General features: G+C 70.4%; 25 protein-coding genes. 24 read left to right on the forward strand and 1 reads right to left on the reverse strand.

What is annotated here, in order from left to right:
* Nucleotide 1 precedes the first annotated feature (1 nt).
* The 12 genes from ACZ4Z3_RS24610 to nusB all read left to right on the forward strand — a co-directional run bounded on the left by ACZ4Z3_RS24610 (nucleotide 2) and on the right by nusB (nucleotide 13,094).
* Entirely contained in the window at nucleotides 2-376 is a 375-nt protein-coding gene (locus ACZ4Z3_RS24610; protein ID WP_055537228.1) for a hypothetical protein, read from the forward strand.
* On the forward strand, nucleotides 376-3,048 hold the full coding sequence (gene alaS, locus ACZ4Z3_RS24615; protein ID WP_468503012.1) for an alanine--tRNA ligase: 2,673 nt from the start codon (nucleotides 376-378) through the stop codon (nucleotides 3,046-3,048). The genes ACZ4Z3_RS24610 and alaS overlap by 1 nt, the downstream gene beginning before the upstream one ends.
* Complete coding sequence (gene ruvX, locus ACZ4Z3_RS24620; protein WP_468503013.1) at nucleotides 3,045-3,551, forward strand: Holliday junction resolvase RuvX; 507 nt, start codon at nucleotides 3,045-3,047, stop codon at nucleotides 3,549-3,551. The genes alaS and ruvX overlap by 4 nt, the downstream gene beginning before the upstream one ends.
* Before the next feature lie 123 nt (nucleotides 3,552-3,674).
* Nucleotides 3,675-5,471 (forward strand): endolytic transglycosylase MltG, encoded by a 1,797-nt coding sequence (gene mltG, locus ACZ4Z3_RS24625; RefSeq protein WP_468503014.1) that lies wholly within the window; start codon nucleotides 3,675-3,677, stop codon nucleotides 5,469-5,471.
* Entirely contained in the window at nucleotides 5,468-6,307 is an 840-nt protein-coding gene (locus ACZ4Z3_RS24630) for a shikimate dehydrogenase (protein WP_468503015.1), read from the forward strand. Before mltG ends, ACZ4Z3_RS24630 begins: the two co-directional genes overlap by 4 nt.
* Nucleotides 6,308-6,638: 331 nt before the next feature.
* Nucleotides 6,639-7,823: a chorismate synthase gene (gene aroC / locus ACZ4Z3_RS24635; protein ID WP_468503016.1), complete on the forward strand. Its 1,185-nt coding sequence runs from the start codon at nucleotides 6,639-6,641 to the stop codon at nucleotides 7,821-7,823.
* Between the two features lie 32 nt (nucleotides 7,824-7,855).
* Nucleotides 7,856-8,338 (forward strand): shikimate kinase, encoded by a 483-nt coding sequence (locus ACZ4Z3_RS24640; protein ID WP_468503116.1) that lies wholly within the window; start codon nucleotides 7,856-7,858, stop codon nucleotides 8,336-8,338.
* A complete protein-coding gene (gene aroB / locus ACZ4Z3_RS24645; protein WP_468503017.1) occupies nucleotides 8,335-9,426 on the forward strand; it encodes a 3-dehydroquinate synthase in 1,092 nt (363 codons plus the stop codon). Before ACZ4Z3_RS24640 ends, aroB begins: the two co-directional genes overlap by 4 nt.
* A gap of 178 nt (nucleotides 9,427-9,604) precedes the next feature.
* The gene (locus ACZ4Z3_RS24650; protein ID WP_468503018.1) at nucleotides 9,605-10,591 is read left to right on the forward strand and encodes an AAA family ATPase; all 987 of its coding nucleotides are present in this window, start codon (nucleotides 9,605-9,607) and stop codon (nucleotides 10,589-10,591) included.
* 332 nt (nucleotides 10,592-10,923) lie between these two features.
* Nucleotides 10,924-12,030: an aminopeptidase P family protein gene (locus tag ACZ4Z3_RS24655; RefSeq protein WP_468503019.1), complete on the forward strand. Its 1,107-nt coding sequence runs from the start codon at nucleotides 10,924-10,926 to the stop codon at nucleotides 12,028-12,030.
* Nucleotides 12,031-12,090: 60 nt separating this feature from the next.
* Nucleotides 12,091-12,657 carry an elongation factor P gene (gene efp, locus ACZ4Z3_RS24660; protein WP_055522452.1) on the forward strand — a complete coding sequence of 189 codons (567 nt, stop codon included), beginning with the start codon at nucleotides 12,091-12,093 and terminating at the stop codon, nucleotides 12,655-12,657.
* Nucleotides 12,658-12,659: 2 nt separating this feature from the next.
* A complete protein-coding gene (gene nusB / locus ACZ4Z3_RS24665) occupies nucleotides 12,660-13,094 on the forward strand; it encodes a transcription antitermination factor NusB (protein ID WP_055542045.1) in 435 nt (144 codons plus the stop codon).
* A 171-nt stretch (nucleotides 13,095-13,265) separates the two neighbouring features.
* On the opposite strand, the gene bldD is transcribed toward nusB, so the two are convergent.
* A complete protein-coding gene (gene bldD, locus ACZ4Z3_RS24670; RefSeq protein WP_055522449.1) occupies nucleotides 13,266-13,766 on the reverse strand; it encodes a transcriptional regulator BldD in 501 nt (166 codons plus the stop codon).
* Between the two features lie 219 nt (nucleotides 13,767-13,985).
* On the opposite strand from bldD, the gene pyrR reads away from it, so the two are divergent.
* From pyrR to coaBC, 12 genes are all read left to right on the forward strand, one after another.
* Complete coding sequence (gene pyrR, locus ACZ4Z3_RS24675) at nucleotides 13,986-14,582, forward strand: bifunctional pyr operon transcriptional regulator/uracil phosphoribosyltransferase PyrR (protein WP_468503020.1); 597 nt, start codon at nucleotides 13,986-13,988, stop codon at nucleotides 14,580-14,582.
* A gap of 126 nt (nucleotides 14,583-14,708) precedes the next feature.
* Complete coding sequence (locus ACZ4Z3_RS24680; RefSeq protein ID WP_055541601.1) at nucleotides 14,709-15,689, forward strand: aspartate carbamoyltransferase catalytic subunit; 981 nt, start codon at nucleotides 14,709-14,711, stop codon at nucleotides 15,687-15,689.
* 5 nt (nucleotides 15,690-15,694) lie between these two features.
* Entirely contained in the window at nucleotides 15,695-16,981 is a 1,287-nt protein-coding gene (locus tag ACZ4Z3_RS24685) for a dihydroorotase (RefSeq protein ID WP_468503021.1), read from the forward strand.
* A complete protein-coding gene (locus ACZ4Z3_RS24690) occupies nucleotides 16,978-17,544 on the forward strand; it encodes a PH-like domain-containing protein (protein ID WP_468503022.1) in 567 nt (188 codons plus the stop codon). Before ACZ4Z3_RS24685 ends, ACZ4Z3_RS24690 begins: the two co-directional genes overlap by 4 nt.
* Complete coding sequence (gene carA / locus ACZ4Z3_RS24695) at nucleotides 17,541-18,683, forward strand: glutamine-hydrolyzing carbamoyl-phosphate synthase small subunit (RefSeq protein ID WP_468503023.1); 1,143 nt, start codon at nucleotides 17,541-17,543, stop codon at nucleotides 18,681-18,683. The genes ACZ4Z3_RS24690 and carA overlap by 4 nt, the downstream gene beginning before the upstream one ends.
* Nucleotides 18,676-21,984, forward strand: a complete 3,309-nt coding sequence (gene carB, locus ACZ4Z3_RS24700) for a carbamoyl-phosphate synthase large subunit (protein WP_468503024.1) — start codon at nucleotides 18,676-18,678, stop codon at nucleotides 21,982-21,984. The genes carA and carB overlap by 8 nt, the downstream gene beginning before the upstream one ends.
* A 95-nt stretch (nucleotides 21,985-22,079) precedes the next feature.
* On the forward strand, nucleotides 22,080-23,189 hold the full coding sequence (locus tag ACZ4Z3_RS24705; RefSeq protein ID WP_468503025.1) for a quinone-dependent dihydroorotate dehydrogenase: 1,110 nt from the start codon (nucleotides 22,080-22,082) through the stop codon (nucleotides 23,187-23,189).
* Nucleotides 23,186-24,034: an orotidine-5'-phosphate decarboxylase gene (gene pyrF, locus ACZ4Z3_RS24710; RefSeq protein WP_468503026.1), complete on the forward strand. Its 849-nt coding sequence runs from the start codon at nucleotides 23,186-23,188 to the stop codon at nucleotides 24,032-24,034. Before ACZ4Z3_RS24705 ends, pyrF begins: the two co-directional genes overlap by 4 nt.
* A 299-nt stretch (nucleotides 24,035-24,333) precedes the next feature.
* Nucleotides 24,334-24,657 carry an integration host factor gene (locus ACZ4Z3_RS24715; RefSeq protein WP_003977346.1) on the forward strand — a complete coding sequence of 108 codons (324 nt, stop codon included), beginning with the start codon at nucleotides 24,334-24,336 and terminating at the stop codon, nucleotides 24,655-24,657.
* A gap of 57 nt (nucleotides 24,658-24,714) precedes the next feature.
* The gene (gene gmk, locus ACZ4Z3_RS24720; protein WP_055521903.1) at nucleotides 24,715-25,308 is read left to right on the forward strand and encodes a guanylate kinase; all 594 of its coding nucleotides are present in this window, start codon (nucleotides 24,715-24,717) and stop codon (nucleotides 25,306-25,308) included.
* A gap of 51 nt (nucleotides 25,309-25,359) precedes the next feature.
* Nucleotides 25,360-25,629: a DNA-directed RNA polymerase subunit omega gene (gene rpoZ / locus ACZ4Z3_RS24725; protein WP_055541593.1), complete on the forward strand. Its 270-nt coding sequence runs from the start codon at nucleotides 25,360-25,362 to the stop codon at nucleotides 25,627-25,629.
* Nucleotides 25,630-25,791: 162 nt separating this feature from the next.
* Entirely contained in the window at nucleotides 25,792-26,994 is a 1,203-nt protein-coding gene (coaBC, locus tag ACZ4Z3_RS24730; protein ID WP_468503027.1) for a bifunctional phosphopantothenoylcysteine decarboxylase/phosphopantothenate--cysteine ligase CoaBC, read from the forward strand.
* Nucleotides 26,995-26,998 lie beyond the last annotated feature (4 nt).

Here is a 26,998-nt window from a genome sequence, read left to right on the forward strand (position 1 = left end):
GATGTTCCGCCGTACGTTCTGGTTCACCACCGGTGTCGCCGCCGGAGTGTGGGCGACCACCAAGGTCAACCGCAAGCTGAAGCAGCTCACGCCCGAACACCTCGCCACCCAGGCGGCGAACAAGGCGATCGAGGCGGGCCACAAGCTCAAGGACCGGGCGGTCGGCTTCGCGCTCGACGTCCGCGACAACATGGCCCAGCGGGAGGCCGAACTGGGCGAGGCCCTCGGTATCGAGGCCAACCCCGATCGCCTTCCGGAACTCCCGGCCCCCCGGCGCGTCGCCGCCATCGAGAACAGCAACACCCCGAAGTACAGCAGGAATCCGAGGTACGTCGACAACTCGTCGTACCCGTACAACCGGAATGAGGACCACTGATGGAGTCGGCCGAGATTCGTCGCCGCTGGTTGAGCTTCTTCGAGGAGCGCGGTCACACCGTTGTCCCTTCGGCGTCGCTCATCGCGGACGACCCGACTCTGCTCCTGGTCAACGCGGGCATGGTCCCCTTCAAGCCGTACTTCCTCGGTGAGGTCAAGCCGCCCTTCGCCCGTGCCACCAGCGTGCAGAAGTGCGTCCGTACGCCGGACATCGAAGAGGTCGGCAAGACGACCCGGCACGGCACGTTCTTCCAGATGTGCGGCAACTTCTCCTTCGGCGACTACTTCAAGGAAGGCGCCATCAAGCACGCCTGGGAGCTGCTCACCAGCCCCCAGGACAAGGGTGGTTACGGCCTGGAGCCGGAGAAGCTCTGGATCACCGTCTACAAGGACGACGACGAGGCCGAGCGCATCTGGCACGAGCAGATCGGCGTGCCCAAGGAGCGCATCCAGCGCCTCGGCATGAAGGACAACTACTGGTCCATGGGCGTCCCCGGCCCCTGCGGCCCCTGCTCCGAGATCAACTACGACCGCGGCCCCGAGTTCGGCGTCGAGGGCGGCCCGGCCGTCAACGACGAGCGGTACGTGGAGATCTGGAACCTGGTCTTCATGCAGTACGAGCGCGGCGAGGGCACCTCGAAGGAGGACTTCGAGATCCTCGGCGAGCTGCCCAGCAAGAACATCGACACGGGCCTCGGCCTGGAGCGCCTCGCCATGATTCTGCAGGGCGTGCAGAACATGTACGAGATCGACACCTCCATGGCGGTCATCGACAAGGCCACCGAGCTGACCGGCGTCCGCTACGGCGACGCCAAGGACTCCGACGTCTCCCTGCGCGTGGTCACCGACCACATCCGCACCGCCGTGATGCTCATCGGCGACGGCGTCACCCCCGGCAACGAGGGCCGTGGCTACGTCCTGCGCCGCATCATGCGCCGCGCCATCCGCAACATGCGTCTCCTCGGCGCCACCGGACCGGTCGTCCAGGACCTCATCGACGTCGTCATCGGCATGATGGGTCAGCAGTACCCGGAGCTGATCACCGACCGCGAGCGCATCGAGAAGGTCGCCCTCGCCGAGGAGGCGGCCTTCCTCAAGACGCTGAAGGCCGGCACCAACATCCTCGACACCGCCGTCACCGACACCAAGGCCGCCGGCGGCAAGGTCCTCGCCGGTGACAAGGCGTTCCTGCTCCACGACACCTGGGGCTTCCCGATCGACCTCACCCTGGAGATGGCCGCCGAGCAGGGCCTGACCGTGGACGAGGACGGCTTCCGCCGCCTGATGAAGGAGCAGCGGGAGCGCGCCAAGGCCGACGCCAAGGCCAAGAAGACCGGCCACGCCGACCTCGGCGCCTACCGCGAGATCGCCGACGCCGCCGGCGAGACCGAGTTCATCGGCTACTCGGACACCGAGGGCGAGTCCACGATCGTCGGCATCCTCGTCGACGGTCTCTCCTCGCCCGCCGCCACCGAGGGCGACGAGGTCGAGATCGTCCTCGACCGCACCCCCTTCTACGCCGAGGGCGGCGGCCAGATCGGCGACACCGGGCGGATCAAGGTCGACTCCGGTGCCGTCATCGAGATCCGCGACTGCCAGAAACCGGTCCCGGGTGTGTACGTCCACAAGGGCGTCGTCCAGGTCGGCGAGGTGACCGTCGGCGCCAAGGCCCAGGCCTCGATCGACGCCCGCCGCCGCACGGCCATCGCCCGCGCCCACTCCGCCACCCACCTCACCCACCAGGCCCTGCGCGACGCCCTCGGTCCGACGGCCGCCCAGGCCGGTTCCGAGAACCAGCCCGGCCGTTTCCGCTTCGACTTCGGCTCCCCGTCCGCCGTACCGACGGCCGTGATGACCGACGTCGAGCAGAAGATCAACGAGGTGCTGGCCCGCGATCTCGACGTGCGCGCCGATGTCATGGGCATCGACGAGGCCAAGAAGCAGGGCGCCATCGCAGAGTTCGGCGAGAAGTACGGCGAGCGCGTGCGCGTGGTGACCATCGGCGACTTCTCCAAGGAGCTGTGCGGCGGCACGCACGTCCACAACACCTCTCAGCTCGGCCTGGTCAAGCTGCTGGGCGAGTCCTCGATCGGTTCCGGTGTGCGCCGTATCGAGGCCCTCGTCGGTGTCGACGCCTACAACTTCCTCGCCCGTGAGCACACGGTCGTCGCCCAGCTCCAGGAGCTGATCAAGGGCCGTCCGGAGGAGCTCCCGGAGAAGGTCTCCGCCATGCTCGGCAAGCTGAAGGACGCCGAGAAGGAGATCGAGAAGTTCCGCGCCGAGAAGGTGCTGCAGGCCGCCGCCGGTCTCGCCGAGTCCGCCAAGGACGTTCGCGGCGTTGCCCTGGTGACCGGTCAGGTCCCGGACGGCACGACCGCCGACGACCTCCGCAAGCTGGTGCTCGACGTGCGCGGACGCATCCAGGGCGGCCGCGCCGCCGTGGTCGCCCTGTTCACCACGGCGAACGGCAAGCCGCTGACGGTCATCGCCACCAACGAGGCCGCTCGTGAGCGGGGTCTCAAGGCCGGCGACCTGGTCAGGACCGCCGCCAAGACCCTCGGCGGCGGTGGCGGCGGCAAGCCGGACGTCGCCCAGGGCGGCGGCCAGAACCCGGCCGCCATCGGTGAGGCCGTGGACGCGGTGGAGCGCCTGGTCGCCGAGACGGCCAAGTGAACACCACGGATCACACGAGCGAAGGTGACGGTCCGGCCCTGCGCCGCGGCCGTCGCCTCGCGATCGACGTCGGGGACGCCCGTATCGGGGTCGCCTCATGCGACCCCGACGGGATCCTCGCCACCCCGGTCGAGACGGTTCCCGGACGCGATGTCCCGGCGGCTCAGCGGCGTTTGAGACAACTGGTCGACGAATACGTACCTATCGAGGTGATCGTCGGGCTGCCACGCTCTCTGAAAGGCGGAGAGGGTCCGGCGGCCGTCAAGGTACGGGGTTTCGCCCAGGAGTTGGCCCGCATGATCGCGCCGGTTCCGGTCAGACTCATCGACGAGAGGATGACCACGGTGACGGCCGGTCAAGGACTGCGTGCCTCGGGTGTGAAATCCAAGAAGGGCAGGTCGGTCATCGACCAGGCAGCGGCCGTGATCATCCTGCAACAGGCGTTGGAATCCGAACGGATGTCAGGCAAAGCTCCGGGCGAGGGCGTCGAAGTGGTCATCTGATCGCGATACGGTAACGTTCCGCGCGATGCGGTGGCCTTCGAACAGCCACCGCACAAAAAGAGGCGGGGACGACACCGAGCCACAGGCCCCGCGTGACCGCCGCCTCGCGGCTCTAGGGGATCGATGACTGAGTATGGCCGGGGCCCAGGCTCCGAACCGTGGCATCCGGACGACCCGTTGTACGGGGACGACGGATGGGGCGGGCAGCAGGCCCAGGTGGGCCGGCAGGCCCCCTACGGCGGCCAGCCACAGCAGCACTACCCCGAGCAGCAGCAGTACCAGCAGTACGCCGACGGCAACGGCAACGGCGGTTGGGGCAACGGCCAGCAGGACGCATACGCCCAGCAGCAGTACCAGCAGGAGTACGGCGACCCGGGACAGCAGCAGTACGCCGGCCAGCACCAGCAGCCGTACCCCGGCCGTGACCAGCAGCACTACGGCCAGGCCGACGGCGGCTGGGCGAACGGCTCGCACCAGGACGCGCAGGGCGCCTACACCCCCGACCCCTCCGACCCGTACGGACAGCAGCAGGCGGCGGCGTACGGCGGCGGTCAGCAGGACTTCTACGGCACGCCCGACGCGTATCCGCCGCCGGAGCCGCCGTCCCGTCGCGCCGCGGAACCGGCACCCGCGCCGACGGCACCGGCTGCGCCCGAGCCCGAGCGCGAGGAGCGGCAGGCCGACGAGCGCACCGACTGGGACCCCGGACCGGACCAGGGCGAGCTCGCGTTCTTCGCGGGGGGCGCGGATGACGATGACGACGAAGCCGAGGGACGCGGCGGCCGAAGCGAACGGAAAGGCCGCGGAGGCAAGTCGGGGAAGCCGGGCAAGGGCGGCAAGAAACGCCGTAGCGGCCTCGCTTGCCTGGTGGTCGTCGTGGTCCTCGGCGGTGGTTCCGCGGGCGTCAGCTATTTCGGCTACCAGTTCTACCAGAGCCGTTTCGCCGAGGCTCCCGATTACGAGGGATCCGGCACGAACGAGACGGTCACGATCACGGTCGACAAGGGCGAATTCGGCTCGGTGATCGGGCGGAAGCTGAAGGACGCGGGGGTCGTCGAAAGCGTGGAGGCGTTCACCACCGCGCTGGCGGAGGATCCCTCGAAACCCCAGATCCAGGTGGGCGTTTACGTCCTCAAGAAGGAGATGTCCGCCAAGAGTGCCCTCGCCCTGATGCTCGACCCCAAAAGCCAGAACAACTTCACCATCCGGGAAGGTCTCCGGAACGCCCAGGTCTACGTCCTGATCGACAAGGAACTCGGGGTCAAGAAGGGCACCACCGCCGACGTCGCCGAGAAGGAGTGGTCGAAGCTCGGCCTTCCCGAGTGGGCGAACGACAACGAGGGCATCAAGGATCCGCTGGAAGGATTCCTCTACCCGTCCACCTATCCGGTGGCCAAGGGGATGAAGCCCAAGGACGTCCTGAAGGAAATGGTCGACCTCGCGAAGGCGAAGTACGAGCAGTTCGACGTGGAAGGCAAGGCGAAGGGCCTCAAGCTGGAGAGTCCGCTCCAGGTGGTCACGGTGGCGAGCCTCGTGCAGGCCGAGGGCAACAACAAGAAGGACTTCCGGAAGATCGCGCGGGTCGTCTACAACCGGCTCGAGCCGACCAACCAGGAGACCTTCGGGCTGCTCGACTTCGACTCGACGGTGAACTACCTGCGCGGTGAATCCAAGCTGGCGACGGGTTCGGTCGACTCACTGCGGCAGATCGACGACCCGTACAACACGTACAAGATCAAGGGTCTGCCGCCCGGGCCCATCGGAAACCCCGGTGACGAGGCGATCGAGGGAGCCCTCGATCCCGCCAAGGGTGGCTGGTACTACTTCGTCTCCACGAAGAAGGAGACGCTGTTCGCCGAGACGAACGAAGAGCAGAACCGCAATCGCCAGAAGTACCTGAAGGAACTGAACGAGCAATGAGCCGCACCACCAGCAAGCACCGTGCCGCCGTGCTCGGTTCGCCGATCGCTCACTCGCTCTCTCCCGTGCTGCACCGGGCCGCCTACGTCGAACTCGGGCTCACCGACTGGACGTACGACCGGTTCGAGGTCGACGAGGAGGCGCTTCCCGCGTTCGTCGAGCAGCTCGGCCCCGAGTGGGCGGGGCTGTCGCTGACGATGCCGCTGAAGCGGGCCGTCATGCCGCTGCTGGACGAGATCAGCGAGACGGCGATGTCGGTGGAGGCGGTCAACACGCTGGTGTTCGGCGAGGACGGACGGCGGATCGGTGACAACACCGACATTCCCGGCATGGTCGCCGCCCTGCGGGAGCGGGGTATCGAGCAGGTCGAGTCCGCCGCGGTCCTCGGCGCCGGGGCCACCGCGTCGTCCGCGCTGGCCGCGCTCGCGCGGATCTGCACCGGTGAGGTCGTGGCGTACGTGCGCAGCGACGCCCGGGCCGCCGAGATGCGGCAGTGGGGCGAGCGGCTGGACATCGAGATGCGGACGGCGGACTGGTCGGACGCCGAGCAGGCGCTGAGCGCTCCGCTGGTGATCGCCACGACGCCGGCCGGGGCCACGGATGTGCTGTCCGGGGCCGTACCGGAGCGGCCGACGACGCTGTTCGACGTGCTGTACCACCCCTGGCCTACGGAGCTGGCGGCGCGCTGGTCCGCGTACGGCGGTGCCGTGGTCAGCGGGCTCGATCTGCTGGTCCACCAGGCGGTGCTCCAGGTCGAGCAGATGACGGGCTGCAAGGCTGCCCCGGTGGGCGCGATGCGGCAGGCGGGCGAGCGGGCCCTGGCCGAGCGGGGCTAGCGGCCCCCGAGTGACTCGGCGCGGGCCACGCGAGGGTCCTGCGTGAGGGTCCCACGTCGTGAGGGTCCCACGTGGAGGGCCGCTCACCGGCGTGTGCCGATCTCATGAAGGGACCGTACTGAGGGGTAACCCGGCGCGATCACCGCGAGTCGGCCCGGGGCGCCCACCGGCGCGTCCGCCTGATGGACCTGCGGCCGGGTCGCGCGCCCGGACGTGGGAGGATCGGAGGTGGCGGGCCGGGGCCGCGCACCCGGTAGCCGTCGCCGTACGCGAGGACGCGCGTACACGCAGGCAGGACGCAGTACCAGGGCGCGAGCACTGAGGAGCACCGTTGAGCAGGTTGCGCTGGCTGACCGCGGGGGAGTCCCACGGTCCCGCACTTGTCGCGACGCTGGAGGGCCTTCCCGCCGGCGTGCCGATCACCACGGAGATGGTGGCGGACCACCTCGCCCGCCGGCGCCTCGGCTATGGACGCGGTGCCCGGATGAAGTTCGAGCGCGACGAGATCACGTTCATCGGCGGCGTGCGGCACGGACTGACCATGGGCTCGCCGGTGGCGATCATGGTGGGCAACACCGAGTGGCCCAAGTGGGAGCAGGTCATGTCGGCCGACCCGGTCGACCCCGAGATCCTCGCCGGCCTCGCCCGCAACGCCCCGCTGACCCGTCCCCGCCCCGGCCACGCCGACCTGGCCGGCATGCAGAAGTACGGCTTCGACGAGGCCCGGCCGGTCCTGGAGCGGGCCTCCGCCCGGGAGACCGCAGCCCGCGTCGCCCTCGGCGCCGTGGCCCGGTCGTACCTCAAGGAGACCGCCGGCATCGAGATCGTCAGTCACGTCGTCGAGCTGGCCGCCGCGAAGGCCCCCTACGGCGTGTACCCGACCCCCGCCGACGTCGAGAAGCTGGACGCCGACCCGGTGCGCTGCCTCGACGCGGACGCCTCGAAGGCGATGGTCGCCGAGATCGACCAGGCCCACAAGGACGGCGACACGCTCGGCGGCGTCGTCGAGGTGCTGGCCTACGACGTGCCGGTGGGCCTCGGCTCGCACGTGCACTGGGACCGCCGCCTCGACGCCCGGCTCGCCGCCGCGCTGATGGGCATCCAGGCGATCAAGGGCGTCGAGGTCGGCGACGGCTTCGACCTGGCCCGGGTGCCGGGCTCCAAGGCGCACGACGAGATCCTCGCCACCGACCAGGGCATCAAGCGGGCCACCGGCCGCTCCGGCGGCACCGAGGGCGGCCTGTCCACGGGCGAGCTGCTGCGCGTGCGGGCCGCCATGAAGCCCATCGCGACCGTGCCGCGCGCGCTCCAGACCGTGGACGTCACCACCGGCGAGGCCGCGCAGGCCCACCACCAGCGCTCCGACGTGTGCGCGGTGCCGGCCGCCGGCATCGTCGCCGAGGCCATGGTGGCGCTGGTCCTGGCCGACGCGGTGGCCGAGAAGTTCGGCGGTGACAGCGTCACCGAGACCCGCCGCAACGTCCGCTCGTACCTCGACAACCTCGCGATCCGGTGAGCCCGGTGCCTCTGGTCGTTCTCGTCGGCCCCATGGGGGTCGGCAAGTCCACCGTCGGACAACTGCTCGCCGAGCGGCTCGGCGTCGCCTACCGCGACACCGACGACGACATCGTGGCCGCGCAGGGACGCACCATCGCGGAGATCTTCGTCGACGAGGGCGAGGCCGCCTTCCGCGCCATCGAGAAGCAGGCCGTGCACACGGCGCTCGCCTCCCACGACGGGATCCTCGCCCTCGGCGGCGGCGCGATCCTCGACCAGGACACCCGCGCCCTGCTCGCCGGACAGCGCGTCGTCTACCTCTCGATGGACGTCGAGGAGGCGGTCAAGCGCACCGGCCTCAACACCGCCCGGCCGCTGCTCGCCGTCAACCCCCGCAAGCAGTGGCGGGAGCTGATGGAGGCCCGCCGCCACCTGTACGAGGAGATCGCCACGGCCGTCGTGCCCACGGACGGCCGCACGCCCGAGGAAGTCACCCAAGCGGCCCTGAACGCCCTGGAGTTGAAGGAAGCATGAGCGAGACAGTGACCCGGATCCAGGTCGGCGGCACGGCGGGCACCGAGCCGTACGAGGTCCTGGTGGGCCGCCAACTCCTCGGTGAGCTGGGCGGGTTGATCGGCGACCGGGCCAAGCGGGTCGCGGTGATCCACCCCGAGGCGCTGGACGAGACCGCCGAGGCCCTGCGCGCCGATCTGGCCGGGCAGGGCTACGAGGCCGTGGCCATCCAGGTGCCGAACGCGGAGGAGGCGAAGACCGCCGAGGTCGCCGCGTACTGCTGGAAGGCGCTCGGCCAGTCCGGGTTCACCCGCACCGACGTCATCGTGGGTGTCGGCGGTGGCGCCACCACGGACCTCGCCGGGTTCGTGGCGGCCACCTGGCTGCGCGGCGTCCGCTGGATCGCCATCCCCACCACCGTCCTCGCCATGGTGGACGCGGCGGTCGGCGGCAAGACCGGCATCAACACCGCCGAGGGCAAGAACCTCGTCGGTTCCTTCCACCCGCCCGCCGGGGTGCTCTGCGACCTCGCCGCGCTCGACTCGCTGCCGGTCAACGACTACGTGTCCGGGCTCGCCGAGATCATCAAGGCCGGCTTCATCGCCGACCCGGTGATCCTCGACCTCATCGAGGCCGACCCGCAGGCCGCCCGCACGCCCGCCGGCCCGCACACGGCCGAGCTGATCGAACGGTCCATCCGGGTCAAGGCCGACGTCGTCTCCGGCGACCTCAAGGAGTCCGGCCGCCGCGAGATCCTCAACTACGGACACACCCTCGCCCACGCCATCGAGAAGAACGAGCGCTACAAGTGGCGCCACGGCGCGGCCGTGTCCGTCGGCATGCACTTCGCCGCCGAACTCGGCCGTCTGGCAGGCCGGTTGGACGATGCGACCGCCGACCGCCACCGCACGGTCCTGGAGTCCGTCGGACTGCCGCTGCACTACCGCTACGACCAGTGGCCCAAGCTGCTGGAGACCATGAAGGTCGACAAGAAGTCCCGTGGCGACCTGCTGCGCTTCATCGTCCTCGACGGCCTGGCCAAGCCCACCGTCCTGGAGGGCCCCGACCCCGCGGTGCTCCTCGCCGCATACGGCGAAGTGGGCCAGTAACGCCCGTTCGGGCCGTGCCTGCCCGATTCTCCTTGTGGTCATGGCCACTTGGGCACTCCGGGACGCCCCCGGCCGTTCACCAAACGGCGGCCGGGGGCGGTACCGTTCGGTGAGAGCGGGGGTCCGACAGCCCCGCCCGCCAGTGTCGATGTGACTGTACGAGACGGAGTGGCACCGGATGCAGCACGCAGTGGGAGCTCCGCTGCCGCCGCCCCATCGGCCGGGGCAGGACCCGGCGGCCCCCTGGTCGCCCACGGCGAACCACCAGGGACACCCCGCCGCACCGCACCCGGGAGCACCGGGCGCCACCCCTCCGGGCCACCCCGGCGCGAGTCACCCCGTGCCTCCCCCCGTACCCCCGGCCCCGCACCCCGGCCACGCGCCGGGGAGCCCGCCCGCGCCCATGGCGCCCCCCGCGCCGTCGGCCCCGCCGGGATCGGCGCCCCCGCCCGCACCGGGCTTCGCGGGCGGCCCCGGGCATCCGCCCGCCTCACCCCCGCAGCACACCGGCGTGCCCCGGGACACCACCGGACACGTGCAACTGCCGCCGGGCGGCCCCGTCACCATGCCGAGCCCGCCGCCCGCCGCCGGCGCGCCGGACGTCACGACCACCACGCTCGCCGTCCTCCTCATCGGCCCCGCGGGCGCGGGCAAGACGAGCGTCGCCAAGTACTGGGCGGACCACCGCCGGGTGCCCACCGCGCACATCAGCCTCGACGACGTCCGCGAATGGGTCCGCTCCGGGTTCGCCGACCCGCAGTCCGGGTGGAACGACAACTCCGAGGCGCAGTACCGTCTCGCCCGCCGCACCTGCGGCTTCGCCGCGCGGAACTTCCTGGCCAACGGCATCTCCTGCATCCTCGACGACGCGGTCTTCCCCGACCGCCCCGTCGTCGGCCTCGGCGGCTGGAAGCGCCATGTCGGCCCCGGCCTGCTCCCCGTCGTCCTCCTGCCCGGCCTGGAGATCGTCCTCGAACGAAACGCGGAGCGCTCGGGCAACCGCCGCCTCACCGACGAGGAGGTCGCCCGCATTCACGGCCGCATGGCCGGCTGGTACGGCTCGGGCCTCCCCATCATCGACAACTCCCAACTCGACGTCCCCGCCACGGCCCGAGTCCTGGACGAGGTCCTGGCCAGATCGATAGCAAGCCCTCCGAAGTGGTGACACGTCCGGCAAGACGGCCCTGGTGGCGGCAGGGGAGGTCGCGGCCGGCAAGGCAGGTCGCACGAGCGGCGCGGTAGGTCGAGGGCGGCAAGTCAGACCGACGGAACCGGTGACCACCGCTCAGCCCCAGCGAACTCAGGGGGCGCGGAGAACTGCGCGACAAGCCCCAACGCCCCGCACCCGGCACACAACCTCCCCCGCCCCCTCCCGGCGCCGCACCCCCGCACCCCCACTCGGCCGCACTGAACCACCGGCCCTCCGCGGAGCGCCCCCCACCCCCACTCGGCCGCACTGAACCGGCGCCCGACCAGCGGAGCTCATACGCTCGGGGCATGTCAGACGCCCACGCCGCCCGCCGAAACCGGCTGAGAGAACGCTGCCAGGCGAGCGGCAGCGCCACCGCTCTCGTGACCCGCCCGGCCAACGTGCGGTATCTCACGGGCGCGGCACCCCGCGGCGCCGTCCTCCTGCTCGGCGCGACCGAGGACGTCCTCCTCTGCGGCGCACCCCCGAGAGGCGACAGCTCCGAGGGGCGGCCCGACGACGCCGTCCGCGTCCACCTGCTGCCGAAGCACGGCGGCGACCCGGCGGTCGCGGCCGCCGACCTCGTCACGGCCGCCGGCGCCGAGTCCCTCGCCGTGGAGGAGCACCACCTCACCGTGGCCCGGCACCGAGCGCTCCGCTCGGTCGCCCCCCGGCTGCGGCTCACCGACCTCGGCGGCGCTGTCGAGCAGCTCCGGGTCGTCAAGGACGAGGAGGAGATCTCCTGTCTGCGGATCGGCGCGGAGATCGCCGACCAGGCCCTCGGGGAACTCCTGGAGTCGATCCTCGTCGGCCGTACCGAACGCCACCTCGCCCTGGAACTGGAGCGCCGCCTCGTCGACCACGGCGCCGACGGCCCCGCCTTCGCCACCTCCGTCGCCACGGGCCCCGACTCCGGCCGCCGCGGCCACCTCCCCACTGATCGCCGCGTCGAGGAGGGTGACTTCCTCTCCGTGTGCCTCGGCGCCGTCTACCGCGGCTACCGCTGCGAGATCGGCCGCACCTTCGTCATCGGGACCTCGCCCGCCGACTGGCAGATCGAGCTCTACGACCTCGTCTTCGCAGCCCAGCGGGCCGGCCGCGAGAGCCTCGTCCCCGGCGCCGCCTACCGCGCCGTGGACCGCGCGGCCCGTCACGTACTGGACTCCGCGGGCCACGGCGCGGACCTCCCGGCACTGATGGGGCACGGTGTGGGACTCGAAATCGACGAGGACCCGCAGTTGGCCCCCGCGGCCATGGGTAAACTGGACGCTTGCGTGCCGGTCACCGTCGAACCGGGGGTCCACCTCCCGGGCCGGGGCGGTGTCCGGATCGATGACACGCTCGTCGTACGCCCCGAGGCGGACGGCGGACCCGAGCTACTCACCATCACGACCAAGGAGCTGCTCGCGCTCTAGCCCTTGAGCTGCGCGCGTGCCCCGGGGTCGTCCACGTAAGTCCAGGAGATTGAAGCAACCGTGGCTTCCACGAACGACCTCAAGAACGGCATGGTGCTCAAGCTCGACGGCGGCCAGCTCTGGTCCGTCGTCGAGTTCCAGCACGTCAAGCCCGGCAAGGGCCCGGCCTTCGTGCGCACCAAGCTCAAGAACGTGCTCTCCGGGAAGGTCGTCGACAAGACCTTCAACGCCGGCGTGAAGGTCGAGACGGCCACCGTCGACAAGCGCGACATGCAGTTCTCCTACATGGACGGCGAGTACTTCGTCTTCATGGACATGGAGACCTACGACCAGCTGATGGTCGACCGCAAGGCCGTCGGCGACGCCGCCAACTTCCTGATCGAGGGCTTCACCGCCACCGTCGCGCAGCACGAGGGCGAGGTGCTCTTCGTCGAGCTGCCGGCCGCCGTCGAGCTCGTCATCCAGGAGACCGAGCCGGGCGTCCAGGGCGACCGCTCCACCGGTGGCACCAAGCCCGCCACCCTGGAGACCGGCCACCAGATCCAGGTGCCCCTCTTCATCACCACCGGTGAGAAGATCAAGGTCGACACCCGCACGAGCGACTACCTCGGCCGGGTGAACAGCTAACCGTGGCTGCCCGTAACACGGCCCGCAAGCGCGCCTTCCAGATCCTCTTCGAGGGCGACCAGCGCGGGGCCGACGTCCTGACCGTCCTCGCGGACTGGATCCGGCACTCCCGGTCCGACACCAGGCAGCCGCCGGTCAGCGAGTACACGATGCAGCTGGTCGAGGGGTACTCCGAGTACGCCAAGCGCATCGACGAGCTGATCGCGCAGTACTCGGTGGGCTGGACCCTCGACCGGATGCCGGTCGTGGACCGCAACATCCTGCGGCTCGGTGCCTACGAGCTGATCTGGGTCGACGAGACCCCGGACGCGGTGGTGCTGGACGAGATGGTGCAGCTGGCGAAGGAGTTCTCCACGGACGACTCCCCGTCGTTCGTGAACGGACTGCTCGGGCGCCTCAAGGACCTGAAGCCGTCGCTCCGCAGGGAAGCCGAATAGGGGGTCCTCCCGCACGAGGCCGTCCGCCACGGGAGGCCGTCGGCGACGCAGACCCGTCCGCGTCCCGCCCGCCCCTCCGCGTCCCTGGAGACAGAAAACCGCCGGGGTGGCCCGAACCGAAAGGTTCCGGCCACCCCGGCGGCACGTTTCTGCTGAGCCTCGTCCGAGGGGTCAGCCCTCGTCGTGGGAGACGGCGCGACGCGCGTCCGCGTCCAGGACACCCCAGCTGATCAGCTGCTCGGTCAGGACCGAGGGGGACTGGTCGTAGATGACGGCGAGTGTGCGCAGGTCGTCCTGGCGGATGGAGAGCACCTTGCCGTTGTAGTCACCGCGCTGGGACTGGATCGTCGCGGCGTACCGCTGGAGCGGGCCCGCCTTCTCGGCCGGGACGTTGGCCAGGCGCTCCAGGTCGAGGACGAGCTTCGGCGGCGGCTCCGCCGCGCCACCGGGGGTCGTCCCGGGAAGCAGCTCCTGCACGGGAACCCCATAGAAATCCGCCAGCTCCGCAAGGCGCTGCACGGTGACGGCGCGGTCGCCGCGCTCGTACGATCCGACCACGACCGCCTTCCAGCGTCCCTGGGACTTCTCCTCGACACCGTGGAGGGAAAGGCCCTGCTGGGTGCGGATGGCCCGGAGCTTGGCCCCGAGCTGTTTGGCGTATTCGCTGGACATATAGCTCCCCGGACGAAGGCTGGTGACTCACTGTGAGGTTACGCAGCGTGACTCTGCCCCGTCAAGCCGGATGGTCCGGACCGACTCTTCCGTGGTAAACGCTCTCCGTTGGGCCAGGGGGGTGATCAGGGGCGTTCCCGGGGCCTGCTACCGTTGATGGCGCAAATCCGACGTCCTTTAAGGTCCGTCCCGTGAGGCGGAGAAGGAGGTCCGTTTCGTATGGACACGCAGGAAAATCCGCAACAGGATCCGCAGCCGTCCGATGCCAGGCCCGTTCTCGAGGCCCCCGACATCGCACGCGTACTGACCCGCATCGCCCACGAGATCGTCGAACGCGCCAAGGGCGCCGACGACGTGGTGCTCCTCGGCATCCCGACCCGGGGCGTCTTCCTCGCCCGGCGGCTCGCCGACAAGCTGGCGGAGATCACCGACCGCAAGATCCCGGTCGGCTCGCTCGACATCACCATGTACCGCGACGACCTGCGCATGCACCCGCCGCGTGCGCTGGCCCGCACGGAGATCCCCGGTGACGGGCTCGACGGCCGCCTCGTCGTCCTCGTCGACGACGTCCTCTTCTCCGGCCGCACCATCCGCGCCGCGCTCGACGCGCTGAACGACATCGGTCGCCCACGCGCCGTCCAGCTCGCGGTCCTCGTCGACCGCGGCCATCGCGAACTGCCCATCCGCGCCGACTACGTCGGCAAGAACCTCCCCACGTCGCTGCGGGAGACGGTCAAGGTCCAGCTCGCCGAGGAGGACGGTCGGGACACCGTGCTGCTCGGTGCGAAGCCGGCCGCCCGGGGCGCGCAGCAGTAGCGACCACCCGGTGTACGGCCCCGCCGTGCGCCCCGCGTCGCCCACCCGCGCGTCCGCCCGCCCGGCTGTGACCGGCCGGCCGGGCCTCGCCTCCCGACACCGAATCGCCTTTACGGAGCCTGACAGATGCAGCGTCATCTCATCTCGGCCGCCGACCTCACCCGCGACGACGCCGTCCTGATCCTCGACACCGCCGAGGAGATGGCCCGGGTCGCCGACCGGCCGATCAAGAAGCTGCCGACCCTGCGCGGCCGCACGATCGTCAACCTCTTCTTCGAGGACTCCACCCGCACCCGGATCTCCTTCGAGGCCGCCGAGAAGCGCCTCTCCGCGGACGTCATCAACTTCTCCGCCAAGGGATCGAGCGTGTCCAAGGGCGAGTCCCTCAAGGACACCGCCCAGACCCTCGAGGCCATGGGCGTCGACGCCGTCGTCATCCGCCACGGCGCCTCCGGAGCGCCGTACCGCCTGGCGAACTCCGGCTGGATCGACGCCGCCGTCATCAACGCGGGCGACGGCACCCACCAGCACCCCACCCAGGCCCTGCTCGACGCCTTCACCATGCGCCGCCGCCTCGTCGGCCGTGACACCGGCCTCGGCCAGGACCTGTCCGGCAAGCGCATCACGCTCGTCGGCGACGTCCTGCACAGCCGCGTCGCCCGCTCCAACGTCGATCTGCTGCACACCCTCGGCGCCGAGGTCACCCTCGTCGCGCCGCCCACCCTGCTGCCGGTCGGCATCGAGTCCTGGCCCTGCGAGGTGTCGTACGACCTCGACAGCACCCTGCCCAAGTCCGACGCCGTGATGATGCTGCGCGTGCAGCGCGAGCGCATGCACGCCGCGTTCTTCCCCACCGAGCGCGAGTACTCCCGGCGCTACGGCCTCGACGGCGACCGCATGGCGCGGATGCCCGAGCACGCGATCGTGATGCACCCCGGCCCGATGGTCCGCGGCATGGAGATCACCGCCGAGGTCGCCGACTCCGACCGCTGCACCGTCGTCGAGCAGGTCGCCAACGGCGTCTCCATCCGCATGGCCGTCCTCTACCTGCTGCTCGGGGGCAACGAGCCCGCCGTCACCCACACCCGCACCACCGAGGAGAAGTAAGACAGATGAGCAAGATCCTGATCCGTGGTGCGAAGGTGCTCGGCGGCGAGCCGCAGGACGTGCTGATCGACGGCGAGACCATCGCCGAGGTGGGCACCGGGCTGTCCGCCGAGGGCGCCGAGGTCGTCGAGGCTGGCGGCAAGGTCCTCCTGCCGGGCCTGGTCGACCTGCACACGCATCTGCGCGAGCCCGGCCGCGAGGACTCCGAGACGGTCCTCACCGGCACCCGCGCGGCGGCCTCCGGCGGCTACACCGCCGTGTTCGCCATGGCCAACACCTTCCCGGTCGCCGACACCGCCGGTGTGGTCGAGCAGGTCTACCGGCTCGGCCAGGAACACGGCTACTGCGACGTCCAGCCCATCGGCGCCGTCACCGTCGGCCTCGAAGGCCAGAAGCTCGCCGAGCTGGGCGCCATGCACGAGTCGGCCGCCGGCGTCACTGTCTTCTCCGACGACGGCAAGTGCGTGCACGACGCGGTGATCATGCGCCGCGCCCTGGAGTACGTGAAGGCCTTCGGCGGTGTCGTCGCCCAGCACGCCCAGGAGCCGCGGCTCACCGAGGGCGCCCAGATGAACGAGGGCGTCGTCTCCGCCGAGCTGGGGCTCGGCGGCTGGCCCGCGGTGGCCGAGGAGTCGATCATCGCCCGCGACGTCCTGCTCGCCGAGCACGTCGGGTCCCGCGTCCACATCTGCCATCTGTCGACCGCCGGGTCCGTCGAGATCGTCCGCTGGGCCAAGTCCCGGGGCATCGACGTCACCGCGGAGGTCACCCCGCACCACCTGCTCCTCACCGACGAGCTGGTGCGCTCGTACAACCCGGTCTACAAGGTCAACCCGCCGCTGCGCACCGAGCGCGACGTGCTGGCCCTGCGCGAGGCGCTCGCCGACGGCACGATCGACATCGTCGCCACCGACCACGCCCCCCACCCGCACGAGGACAAGGACTGCGAGTGGGCCGCGGCCGCCATGGGCATGGTCGGCCTGGAGACCGCCCTGTCGGTGGTCCAGGAGACGATGGTCGAGACCGGACTGCTCGACTGGGCGGGCGTCGCGGACCGCATGTCGTTCACGCCCGCGCGCATCGGGCAGGCCACCGGTCACGGCCGTCCCGTCTCGGCAGGTGAGCCCGCCAACCTCACGCTCGTCGACACGGCATACCGTGGTGCGGTGGACCCCGCGGGCTTCGCCTCGCGCAGCCGCAACACCCCGTACGAGGGCCGCGAGCTGCCGGGCCGTGTCACGCACACGTGGCTGCGGGGCAAGGCCACGCTCGTCGACGGGAAGCTCACGTGACACCTGTAATTCTGCTGGCCGCCCAGAAGGAGTCGGCCGAGGTCACCAACTGGGCCGGACGCATCGGCTGGGTCGTCGGACTCGCCCTCTTCGTCGCCCTCGTCTACTGGCTGATGCGCGAGGGCTGGAAGTGGCGCGGCACGCTCCAGAGCGACCTGCCGGAGCTGCCCGCCGCGCCGGAGTCGCCCGGTGCGGCCAGACTGACGATGAGCGGCCGCTACCACGGCTCCACCACCGCCGGGCAGTGGCTCGACCGCATCGTGGCGCACGGCCTGGGCACCCGCAGCAGGGTCGAGCTCACCCTGACGGACGCGGGCCTGGACGTCGTACGGCCCGGAGCGACGGACTTCTTCGTCCCGCGTGAGGCGCTGCGCGAGGCCCGGCTCGACAAGGGCATCGCCGGCAAGGTCCTCACCGAGGGCGGACTGCTCGTCGTCACCTGGGCACACGGCGACAAGCTCCTCGACTCGGGGTTCCGCTCCGACCACGCGGCCGAACACAACGAGTGGGCCGAGACCCTGAACCAGATGATCAAGAAGACGGAAACGGAAGGCGCACGATGACGACCTCCACCAGGGGAGCCACCAAGGTTCCCGCAGTACTCGTCCTGGAGGACGGCCGGATCTTCCGCGGCCGCGCCTACGGGGCCGTGGGGGTGACCTTCGGCGAGGCCGTGTTCTCCACCGGTATGACCGGCTACCAGGAGACCCTCACCGACCCGTCGTACCACCGCCAGGTCGTCGTGATGACCGCCCCGCACGTCGGCAACACCGGTGTCAACGACGAGGACCCCGAGTCGCAGCGCATCTGGGTCGCGGGCTACGTCGTACGCGACCCCGCGCGCGTGCCGTCCAACTGGCGCTCCCGGCGCACCCTCGACGAGGAGCTCGCCCAGCAGGGCGTCGTCGGCATCAGCGGCGTCGACACCCGCGCCCTCACCCGCCACCTGCGCGAGCGCGGCGCCATGCGGGTCGGCATCTTCTCCGGCAACGCCCTGCCCGACGAGGGCACCATGCTCACCGAGGTCCGCCAGGCCCCCGAGATGAAGGGCGCCGACCTCTCCGCGGAGGTCGCCACCAAGGAGCCGTACGTCGTCCCCGCGATCGGCGAGAAGAAGTTCACCGTCGCCGCCGTCGACCTCGGCATCAAGGGCATGACCCCGCACCGCATGGCCGAGCGCGGCATCGAGGTGCACGTGCTGCCCGCCACGGCGACCGCCGACGAGGTGTACGCCGTGAACCCCGACGGGGTGTTCTTCTCCAACGGCCCCGGCGACCCGGCCACCGCCGACCACCCGGTCTCCGTCATGCAGGCCGTCCTGGAGCGCGGCACCCCGCTGTTCGGCATCTGCTTCGGCAACCAGATCCTCGGGCGCGCCCTCGGCTTCGGCACCTACAAGCTGAAGTACGGCCACCGCGGCATCAACCAGCCGGTGCAGGACCGTACGACCGGCAAGGTCGAGGTCACCGCGCACAACCACGGCTTCGCCGTCGACGCCCCGCTCGACAAGGTCTCCGAGACCCCCTACGGCCGCGCCGAGGTCTCCCACGTGTGCCTCAACGACAACGTGGTGGAGGGGCTCCAGCTCCTCGACCGCCCCGCTTTCAGCGTCCAGTACCACCCCGAAGCGGCAGCCGGCCCGCACGACGCCGCCTACCTGTTCGACCGCTTCGTATCCCTGATGGAGGGCCAGCGTGCCTAAGCGCACCGATATCCAGTCCGTCCTGGTCATCGGCTCCGGCCCGATCGTCATCGGCCAGGCCGCCGAGTTCGACTACTCCGGCACGCAGGCGTGCCGGGTCCTCAAGGCAGAGGGCCTGCGCGTCGTCCTGGTGAACTCCAACCCGGCGACGATCATGACCGACCCGGAGATCGCCGACGCCACCTACGTCGAGCCGATCACCCCCGAGTTCGTCGAGAAGATCATCGCCAAGGAGCGCCCCGACGCCCTGCTCCCGACCCTCGGCGGCCAGACCGCGCTGAACACCGCCATCTCGCTCCACGACAACGGCGTCCTGGAGAAGTACGGCGTCGAGCTGATCGGCGCCAAGGTCGAGGCGATCCACAAGGGCGAGGACCGCGACCAGTTCAAGCTGGTCGTCGAGGCGGTCAACGCCAAGATCGGCCACGGCGAGTCCGCCCGCTCGGTCATCTGCCACTCCATGGACGACGTCCTCAAGGGCGTCGACACGCTCGGCGGCTACCCCGTCGTCGTCCGCCCCTCCTTCACCATGGGCGGCGCCGGCTCCGGCTTCGCGCACGACGAGGAGGAACTGCGCCGCATCGCCGGCCAGGGCCTCACCCTGTCGCCGACCACCGAGGTGCTGCTGGAGGAGTCCATCCTCGGCTGGAAGGAGTACGAGCTGGAGCTGATGCGCGACAAGCACGACAACGTCGTGGTCGTCTGCTCCATCGAGAACTTCGACCCCATGGGCGTGCACACCGGTGACTCCATCACCGTCGCGCCCGCGATGACCCTCACCGACCGCGAGTACCAGGTGCTGCGTGACGTCGGCATCGCGATCATCCGTGAGGTCGGCGTCGACACCGGCGGCTGCAACATCCAGTTCGCGGTCAACCCCGAGGACGGCCGGGTCATCGTCATCGAGATGAACCCGCGTGTGTCGCGGTCCTCGGCCCTCGCCTCCAAGGCGACCGGTTTCCCGATCGCCAAGATCGCCGCGAAGCTCGCCGTCGGCTACACGCTCGACGAGATCCCGAACGACATCACCGAGCAGACCCCGGCCTCCTTCGAGCCGACGCTCGACTACGTCGTCGTGAAGGCCCCGCGCTTCGCCTTCGAGAAGTTCCCCTCCGCCGACTCGTCGCTCACCACCACCATGAAGTCGGTCGGCGAGGCCATGGCCATCGGCCGCAACTTCACCGAGGCCCTCCAGAAGGCCCTGCGCTCGCTGGAGAAGAAGGGCAGCCAGTTCACCTTCGTCGGCGAGCCCGGCGACAAGGCGGAACTGCTGCGCGAGGCGGTCCGCCCCACCGACGGGCGCATCAACACCGTCATGCAGGCCATCCGCGCCGGCGCCACCCAGGAGGAGGTCTTCGAGTCCACGAAGATCGACCCCTGGTTCGTCGACCAGCTCTTCCTCATCAAGGAGATCGCGGACGAGCTGGCCGCCGCCGACAAGCTCGACCCCGACCTGCTCGCCGAGGCCAAGCGGCACGGCTTCTCCGACCAGCAGATCGGCGAGATCCGCGGGCTGCGCGAGGACGTCGTGCGTGAGGTCCGGCACGCGCTGGGCGTACGCCCGGTGTACAAGACGGTCGACACCTGCGCCGCCGAGTTCGCGGCGCGGACCCCGTACTTCTACTCCTCGTACGACGAGGAGAGCGAGGTCGCGCCCCGCGAGAAGCCGGCCGTCATCATCCTGGGCTCCGGCCCGAACCGCATCGGCCAGGGCATCGAGTTCGACTACTCCTGCGTCCACGCCTCCTTCGCGCTCAGCGACGCGGGCTACGAGACCGTGATGGTCAACTGCAACCCCGAGACCGTCTCCACGGACTACGACACCTCCGACCGTCTGTACTTCGAGCCGCTCACGCTCGAGGACGTCCTGGAGATCGTGCACGCCGAGTCGCTGGCCGGCCCCATCGCGGGCGTCGTCGTCCAGCTCGGCGGGCAGACCCCGCTGGGCCTGTCGCAGGCGCTCAAGGACAACGGCGTACCGGTCGTGGGCACCTCCCCGGAGGCCATCCACGCCGCCGAGGACCGCGGAGCCTTCGGTCAGGTCCTCGCCGAGGCCGGCCTCCCGGCCCCGAAGCACGGCACGGCGACCACCTTCGCGGGCGCCAAGGCCATCGCCGACGAGATCGGCTACCCCGTCCTCGTCCGGCCGTCCTACGTCCTCGGCGGACGCGGCATGGAGATCGTCTACGACGAGGCGCGCCTGGAGGCGTACATCGCCGAGTCGACCGAGATCAGCCCCTCCCGGCCCGTCCTCGTCGACCGGTTCCTCGACGACGCCATCGAGATCGACGTCGACGCCCTCTACGACGGCGACGAGCTGTACCTGGGCGGCGTCATGGAGCACATCGAGGAGGCCGGCATCCACTCCGGCGACTCGGCGTGCGCCCTGCCCCCCATCACCCTCGGCGGCTTCGACATCAAGCGCCTGCGGGCCTCCACCGAGGCCATCGCCAAGGGCGTCGGCGTGCGCGGCCTGATCAACATCCAGTTCGCGATGGCCGGCGACATCCTCTACGTGCTTGAGGCCAACCCGCGCGCCTCCCGCACCGTCCCCTTCACCTCGAAGGCGACGGCGGTGCCGCTCGCCAAGGCCGCCGCCCGGATCTCACTGGGCGCGACCATCGCCGAGCTGCGCGAGGAGGGGCTGCTGCCGAAGAACGGCGACGGGGGCGAGCTGCCGCTGGACGCGCCGATCTCCGTCAAGGAGGCCGTCATGCCGTGGTCGCGCTTCCGCGACATCCACGGGCGCGGCGTCGACACGGTCCTCGGCCCGGAGATGCGCTCCACCGGCGAGGTCATGGGCATCGACTCGGTCTTCGGCACGGCGTACGCCAAGTCGCAGGCCGGCGCGTACGGCCCGCTGCCCACCAAGGGCCGCGCGTTCATCTCGGTCGCCAACCGCGACAAGCGCTCGATGATCTTCCCGGCGCGCGAGCTGGTCGCCCACGGCTTCGAGCTGCTCGCCACGTCCGGCACGGCCGAGGTGCTGAGGCGCAACGGCATCAACGCCACCGTGGTGCGCAAGCAGTCCGAGGGCACCGGTCCGAACGGCGAGAAGACCATCGTCCAGCTCATCCACGACGGCGAGGTCGACCTCATCGTCAACACCCCGTACGGCACCGGTGGCCGCCTCGACGGCTACGACATCCGTACGGCCGCCGTGGCCCGCTCCGTGCCGTGCCTGACGACGGTCCAGGCGCTCGCCGCGGCCGTCCAGGGCATCGACGCGCTCAACCACGGTGACGTCGGGGTGCGCTCCCTCCAGGAACACGCCGAACACCTGATCGCGGCCCGCGACTAGCAGCCCTGAGGGGGACACCGGAAACGGTGTCCCCCTCTTCATGAGGACACCTGTCATGAGGCCGTGAGCCCTCATGAGGACCCGAGGACTTCGAGATGTACAAGTTGTTCTTCCGTCTGGTTTTCACCCGGATGGACCCGGAGGAGGCCCATTACCTGGCCTTCCGCTGGATCCGCCTGGCCGCCCGGATCCCCGTGCTGCGCACCTACCTCGCGGCCGCTCTGGCACCCCGCTACGAGGAACTGCGCACGGAGGCGTTCGGCCTGCGCATGCACGGCCCGTTCGGGCTGGCCGCCGGCTTCGACAAGAACGCCGTCGCCGTCGACGGGATGTCGATGCTGGGCTTCGACCACGTCGAGATCGGCACGGTCACGGGCGAGGCGCAGCCCGGCAATCCCAAGAAGCGGCTGTTCCGCCTGGTCGGTGACCGGGCGCTGATCAACCGCATGGGCTTCAACAACGAGGGCTCCCTGGCCGTCGCCGCCCGACTGGCCTCCCGCAACCCCGTCTTCAGGACGGTCGTGGGCGTCAACATCGGCAAGACCAAGGTCGTCCCCGAGGAGGAGGCCGCCGCGGACTACGTGAAGTCCACCGAGCGCCTCGCCCCGTACGCCGACTACCTGGTCGTCAACGTCTCCTCGCCCAACACTCCCGGTCTGCGCAACCTCCAGGCCACCGAGGCGCTGCGGCCCCTGCTGACCGCCGTCCGCGAGGCCGCCGACCGCACGGTGCGCACCCGCCGGGTGCCGCTGCTGGTCAAGATCGCCCCCGACCTCGCCGACGAGGACATCGACGCCGTCGCCGACCTCGCCGTGGAGCTGGGCCTGGACGGGATCATCGCCACCAACACCACCATCGCGCGCGAGGGACTCGGTCTGACCTCCGAGCCTTCCCTCGTGAAGGAGACCGGCGGACTCTCCGGCGCCCCGCTGAAGGCCCGCTCCCTCGCGGTCCTGCGCCGCCTCTACGCGCGCGTGGGCGACCGGATCACCCTGGTGGGCGTCGGCGGCATCGAGAACGCCGAGGACGCCTGGCAGCGCATCCTCGCCGGAGCCACCCTCGTCCAGGGCTACAGCGCCTTCGTCTACGAGGGCCCCTTCTGGGCGCGCGCCGTCCACAAGGGCCTCGTCGCCCGGCTGCGCACCAGCCCGTACGCCACCCTCGCCGACGCGGTCGGCGCCGACGTGAGGAAGAAGACGGCATGACCGAGCCCTTCGGCGCGCGACTGCGCCACGCCATGGACGAACGCGGCCCGCTCTGCGTCGGGATCGACCCGCACTCCGCCCTGCTCACCGCCTGGGGCCTGAACGACGACATCACGGGCCTGGAGCGCTTCAGCCGGACCGTCGTCGAGGCGCTCGCGGGCCGGGTGGCCGTCCTCAAGCCGCAGAGCGCGTTCTTCGAGCGCTTCGGCTCGCGCGGCATCGCCGTCCTGGAGAAGTCCGTCGAGGAGGCGCGGGCGGCCGGTGCGCTGGTCGTCATGGACGCCAAGCGCGGCGACATCGGCTCCACCATGGCGGCGTACGCCGAGACCTTCCTGCACAAGGACGCGCCACTGTTCTCGGACGCGCTGACGGTCTCGCCGTACCTCGGCTACGGCTCCCTCAAGCCGGCGGTGGACCTCGCGCGGGAGAACGGCGCCGGGCTGTTCGTGCTGGCGCTGACCTCCAACCCGGAGGGCGGCGAGGTGCAGCACGCCGTGCGCACGGCGGACGCCGCCGGGCGGGACGTCGGGGCGACGATGCTGGCGCACCTGGCCGCCGAGAACGCGGGGGAGGAGCCCATGGGGTCCTTCGGTGCCGTCGTCGGCGCCACGCTCGGCGACCTCTCGTCGTACGACCTTCAGATCAACGGACCTCTCCTCGCGCCCGGCATCGGGGCGCAGGGGGCCACCCCGTCCGATCTCCCGGCGGTCTTCGGGGCGGCCGTGCGCCATGTGGTGCCCAATGTCAGCCGGGGTGTTCTTCGTCACGGTCCCGATGTCGTCGCGCTGCGTGACGCCTCGGATCGTTTCGCGGACGAGATCAGGGCCGCCGTGGAGGCCGCCTGAGACCTCCGATGAGTCCTCCGGCGGCGCTTACCGGACGGCTTGAGTCTGAATACATCCTCAAATCCGGGGCAATATGCGGCTTATGTCCGACTCCAGGGAGGCTGACCAGGACTTTTCCGCTGTTCTCGCTGACTCTGGCGGAGTTGGCCGCTAGTCTCCGACGAGTGAGGGCACCTCCCACGCCCTCCAGGCAGTAGGGGGAGAACGGGCAGGCGTGTTGCTCGTACTCCCCAGGTGTGGGGCGACTAGGTTCCTCACCGGTCCGTATCCGACAGTTCGACATCCGAGGTGACGTAGGCGTGGCTCTTCCGCCCCTTACCCCTGAACAGCGCGCAGCCGCGCTCGAAAAGGCCGCCGCGGCTCGCCGGGAGCGGGCCGAGGTCAAGAATCGACTCAAGCACTCCGGCGCCTCCCTGCATGAGGTCATCAAGCAGGGTCAGGAGAACGACGTCATCGGCAAGATGAAGGTCTCCGCCCTCCTTGAGTCGCTGCCCGGCGTGGGCAAGGTCCGCGCCAAGCAGATCATGGAGCGACTCGGCATCTCCGAGAGCCGTCGTGTGCGCGGCCTCGGCTCCAACCAGATCGCATCCCTGGAGCGTGAGTTCGGCAGCACCGGTTCCTGACCCGGTACTCCGGACAGGAAGTCCCGGGCACTCCGGGATTGCTGGAATAATCGCTGCATGGCTGCAACATTCCGGGGGACGACCCCCGAGCCCCCGGACGTACGTCCGCGGCTGACCGTGCTCTCCGGCCCCTCGGGGGTCGGCAAGAGCACGGTCGTCGCCCATATGCGCAAGGCACACCCCGAGGTGTGGCTCTCGGTGTCGGCGACGACCCGCAAGCCCCGCCCCGGCGAGAAGGACGGCGTCCACTACTTCTTCGTCACCGACGACGAGATGGACAAGCTGATCGCCAACGGCGAGCTGCTGGAGTGGGCCGAGTTCGCCGGCAACCGCTACGGCACCCCACGGGGTGCCGTGCTAGAACGCCTGGAGCGCGGCGAGCCCGTCCTGCTGGAGATCGACCTCCAGGGCGCCCGGCAGGTCCGCGAGACCATGCCCGACGCCCAACTGGTGTTCCTGGCTCCGCCCTCCTGGGACGAGCTGGTCCGCCGGCTCACCGGCCGGGGCACCGAACCGCCCGAGGTGATCGAACGCCGCCTGGACGCGGCCAAGGTCGAACTCGCGGCCGAGCCGGAGTTCGACGTCACCCTGGTCAACACCTCCGTCGAGGACGTGGCCCGCGAGCTGCTAGCCTTGATGGACGTTGTGTGATCGTCACTGACGATGCACACTGAATCTTTCCCATCCATCGGAAGGTAGAGCGTGTCCTCTTCCATCTCCGCGCCCGAGGGCATCATCAACCCGCCGATCGACGAGCTCCTCGAGGCCACGGACTCGAAGTACAGCCTCGTGATCTACGCGGCCAAGCGTGCCCGCCAGATCAACGCGTACTACTCGCAGCTCGGCGAGGGCCTCCTCGAGTACGTCGGTCCCCTCGTCGACACGCACGTCCACGAGAAGCCGCTCTCGATCGCCCTGCGCGAGATCAACGCGGGTCTGCTGACGTCCGAGGCCGTCGACGGCCCCGCGTAAGCAGCACACGACGGTTTCGTCGGATAGTCATATCCGCGGACCGCAGTAAGTTTTTCCACAGGCCCGGCAGCGACTGTCGGGCCTGTGGTGTGTGATGGATGCGTACGCCGACGAGCCGCGGTGTGCGTCTGTCAGGTTCGGGTTCGAGTGCGGGGAGGCCCGGTGGGCAAGCCGAAGGTCGTTCTGGGGGTCAGCGGTGGCATCGCCGCCTACAAGGCGTGCGAGCTGCTGCGCCGGCTGACCGAGTCCGGGCATGACGTGCGGGTCGTGCCGACCGACTCCGCGCTGCACTTCGTCGGTGCCGCCACCTGGTCCGCGCTCTCCGGCAACCCGGTCTCCACCGAGGTCTGGGACGGCGTCCACGAGGTGCCCCACGTCCGCATCGGCCAGGAGGCCGACCTCGTCGTCGTGGCCCCGGCGACGGCCGACATGCTCGCCAAGGCCGCCCACGGCCTGGCCGACGACCTGCTGACCAACACCCTGCTCACCGCCCGCTGCCCCGTCGTGTTCGCCCCCGCGATGCACACCGAGATGTGGGAGCACCCCGCCACCCAGGAGAACGTGGCGACGCTGCGCCGCCGCGGCGCCCTCGTCATCGACCCGGCCGTGGGCCGGCTGACCGGCGTCGACACCGGCAAGGGCCGACTGCCGGACCCCGCCGAGATCTTCGAGGTCTGCCGACGGGTGCTCTCCCGCGGCACCGCCGGACCGGACCTCGCCGGACGGCACGTCGTGGTCAGCGCCGGCGGTACCCGCGAGCCCCTCGACCCCGTCCGCTTCCTCGGCAACCGCTCCTCGGGCAAGCAGGGGTACGCCCTCGCCCGCACGGCCGCCGCCCGGGGCGCCCGGGTCACACTGATCGAGGCCAACACCGGACTGCCGGACCCGGCGGGCGTGGACATCGTCCGCGTCGGCACGGCGGTCCAGCTGCGCGAGGCGGTGCTCAAGGCGGCGCCGGACGCGGACGTGGTGGTGATGGCGGCCGCCGTGGCGGACTTCCGCCCGGAGAACTACGCCACCGGCAAGATCAAGAAGAAGGACGGCCAGGACCCCGAGCCGATCGTCCTGGTCCGTAATCCGGACATCCTCGCCGAGATAGCGGCCGACCGCCCCCGTCCGGAGCAACTGGTCGTCGGCTTCGCCGCGGAGACCGACGACGTCCTCGCCAACGGCCGCGCCAAACTGGCACGCAAGGGCTGCGACCTGCTCGTGGTGAACGAGGTGGGGGAACGCAAGACCTTCGGCTCCGAGGAGAACGAGGCCGTCGTTCTGGGAGCCGACGGGAGCGAGACGCCCGTGCCCCACGGCCCGAAGGAAGCCCTGGCCGACACGGTGTGGGACCTGGTCGTGCGCCGACTGGGCTGACTGC

It is taken from the genome of Streptomyces sp. NPDC030296 (assembly GCF_055572815.1).

Coding starts and splice junctions, on each gene's coding strand:
- gmk (WP_055521903.1), top strand. CDS start 24,715: ATGGCTGCAACATTCCGGGGGACGACCCCCGAGCCCCCGGACGTACGT.
- ACZ4Z3_RS24640 (WP_468503116.1), top strand. CDS start 7,856: ATGGGGGTCGGCAAGTCCACCGTCGGACAACTGCTCGCCGAGCGGCTC.
- pyrF (WP_468503026.1), top strand. CDS start 23,186: ATGACCGAGCCCTTCGGCGCGCGACTGCGCCACGCCATGGACGAACGC.
- ACZ4Z3_RS24610 (WP_055537228.1), top strand. CDS start 2: ATGTTCCGCCGTACGTTCTGGTTCACCACCGGTGTCGCCGCCGGAGTG.
- ACZ4Z3_RS24685 (WP_468503021.1), top strand. CDS start 15,695: ATGAGCAAGATCCTGATCCGTGGTGCGAAGGTGCTCGGCGGCGAGCCG.
- ACZ4Z3_RS24705 (WP_468503025.1), top strand. CDS start 22,080: ATGTACAAGTTGTTCTTCCGTCTGGTTTTCACCCGGATGGACCCGGAG.
- ACZ4Z3_RS24680 (WP_055541601.1), top strand. CDS start 14,709: ATGCAGCGTCATCTCATCTCGGCCGCCGACCTCACCCGCGACGACGCC.
- pyrR (WP_468503020.1), top strand. CDS start 13,986: ATGGACACGCAGGAAAATCCGCAACAGGATCCGCAGCCGTCCGATGCC.
- carA (WP_468503023.1), top strand. CDS start 17,541: ATGACGACCTCCACCAGGGGAGCCACCAAGGTTCCCGCAGTACTCGTC.
- bldD (WP_055522449.1), bottom strand. CDS start 13,766: ATGTCCAGCGAATACGCCAAACAGCTCGGGGCCAAGCTCCGGGCCATC.
- alaS (WP_468503012.1), top strand. CDS start 376: ATGGAGTCGGCCGAGATTCGTCGCCGCTGGTTGAGCTTCTTCGAGGAG.
- mltG (WP_468503014.1), top strand. CDS start 3,675: ATGACTGAGTATGGCCGGGGCCCAGGCTCCGAACCGTGGCATCCGGAC.
- ACZ4Z3_RS24655 (WP_468503019.1), top strand. CDS start 10,924: ATGTCAGACGCCCACGCCGCCCGCCGAAACCGGCTGAGAGAACGCTGC.
- ACZ4Z3_RS24650 (WP_468503018.1), top strand. CDS start 9,605: ATGCAGCACGCAGTGGGAGCTCCGCTGCCGCCGCCCCATCGGCCGGGG.
- ACZ4Z3_RS24630 (WP_468503015.1), top strand. CDS start 5,468: ATGAGCCGCACCACCAGCAAGCACCGTGCCGCCGTGCTCGGTTCGCCG.
- aroB (WP_468503017.1), top strand. CDS start 8,335: ATGAGCGAGACAGTGACCCGGATCCAGGTCGGCGGCACGGCGGGCACC.